The sequence below is a fragment of the uncultured Campylobacter sp. genome (genome assembly GCF_938040115.1).
In the GTDB taxonomy this organism is placed as follows: domain Bacteria; phylum Campylobacterota; class Campylobacteria; order Campylobacterales; family Campylobacteraceae; genus Campylobacter_A.
This window is the reverse complement of sequence record NZ_CALHXD010000245.1, coordinates 1-1,505: the sequence shown is the minus strand read 5'-3', so window position 1 is coordinate 1,505 and position 1,505 is coordinate 1. Positions and strand designations below refer to the sequence as shown.

The 1,505-nt window shown below is 47.0% G+C and carries 3 protein-coding genes; all 3 read left to right on the top strand.

What is annotated here, in order from left to right; genetic code table 11:
* The first annotated feature begins 103 nt into the window (after positions 1-103).
* On the top strand, positions 104-433 hold the full coding sequence (locus Q0314_RS08275; RefSeq protein WP_298058172.1) for an aryl sulfotransferase: 330 nt from the start codon (positions 104-106) through the stop codon (positions 431-433).
* Positions 426-686 (top strand): cation transporter, encoded by a 261-nt coding sequence (locus tag Q0314_RS08270; protein WP_298058169.1) that lies wholly within the window; start codon positions 426-428, stop codon positions 684-686. Before Q0314_RS08275 ends, Q0314_RS08270 begins: the two co-directional genes overlap by 8 nt.
* 15 nt (positions 687-701) lie before the next feature.
* Positions 702-1,505 (top strand): M28 family peptidase (locus Q0314_RS08265; protein WP_366114651.1); only part of this gene is annotated, 804 nt, incomplete at its 3' end.

Below are 1,505 nucleotides of genomic sequence, written 5' to 3'. Positions count from 1 at the left end.
CGCTAAATAACTTCGGCTATCCTTACGGCGAAGTGGACGACAACGTGCTAAATTACTATTCGCCAAAAGATTTTAGCTACGACTATAAGTCGCAAGAGATCAAATGAAGGGCTTTTGGCTAGCTCTGGCGTCAGTTGCGAGCGCGCTGGCGGCGACTCTTTGCTGCCTGCCCGCGCTTTTGTTTTTACTTTTCGGCGCTTCATTTAGCCTGCTTAGCTCGGAAGCTATCGAGAGCTTAACCGAGCTGAGGCCCTATTTTACCGCACTTGCCGCGATCTGCTTTGCGGCGAGCGCGTTTTATTTTTTCAAAAAGCCAAAATCCTGCGACCTCGCAAATCGCCACAAAAAGTGGATCTTCATCTACGTTTTTTTAGCTATTTTTGTGATTATTCTGCTATCATACCCCGAAGTTTTAGGAAAAATTTATGAATAAAATTCTATCTATTTTACTGCTTGCAAGCATGGCGTTTGCAAATCAAAATTTTGTTATCAAAGTCGAGGGGATGCACTGCCCGTTGTGTACGGCGATGGTGCGTAAAGCCCTACAGAACGTCGACGGCGTCATCAGCGCCAAGGCTAGCCTGCATGATAAAACCGCCCGCGTCGAGACGAAAGACGGCGTGAGCGAGCAACAGCTGCTAGATGCAGTGGCGACGACTGGCTACACGGGCGAGATAGTTAAGTAAATTTAAGGAGCAAACATGCAAAAAAACGAGGTTATGAACGATTTTAAAAAGCTGTGCGAGATACCTCACTGCAGTTGCGAAACGGAGCAGATGAGGGAGTTTTTGGCGGATTTTGCGCTCTCTCAGGGCTTTAGCGTAAACATCGACGAGGCGGGTAACATCCACGCCGTAAAGGGCGAGCCTAAAATCTGCCTACAAAGCCACTACGACATGGTTTGCGTGGGTGCGGCGCCGCATTTGGAGCTCATCGAAGAGGACGGCATACTAAGAGCCAAAAACTCGACTCTAGGTGCTGACGACGGCATCGGCGTGGCTATGATGATGGGCGCGATGCGAGAGTTTGAAAATTTAGAGTGTTTATTTACGAACGACGAAGAGGTCGGGCTTATCGGCGCAAACGGCTTTAAGGATAAAATTTTATCTCCTAATTTGCTAAATTTAGATAGCGAAGAGGACGATCGCGTAATTTTAGGCTGTGCCGGCGGTATAAACGTAAGCGCTAAAATCGACGTTCAAAGCTTTAAAAAAAGCGGTTTCGTTTATGAGGCGCGAGTAAGCGGTTTGCCCGGAGGCCACTCCGGAACCCAGATACACCAAAATATTCCTAACGCATTAAAGATATTGGGTAAATTTCTAGCTTTAAACGGTTGCGAGATCGTTAGTATAGACGGCGGAGAGAGAAGTAACTCTATACCGGCAAATGCCGTAGCCGTGGTCGTGAGCCGAAAGCCTTTAGAGTCTAGCGAATCGGTAAAAGTAAAAAAAATAGAGCTAAGCGAGGCCGAAGTTTTAGAAAATAGCGATAAAATTTCCGCGCTT

What these genes read in the sequence shown, in the direction of transcription:
- Q0314_RS08275 (WP_298058172.1), top strand. Translation starts at nt 104, where the DNA reads ATGAAGGGCTTTTGGCTAGCTCTGGCGTCAGTTGCGAGCGCGCTGGCG.
- Q0314_RS08270 (WP_298058169.1), top strand. Translation starts at nt 426, where the DNA reads ATGAATAAAATTCTATCTATTTTACTGCTTGCAAGCATGGCGTTTGCA.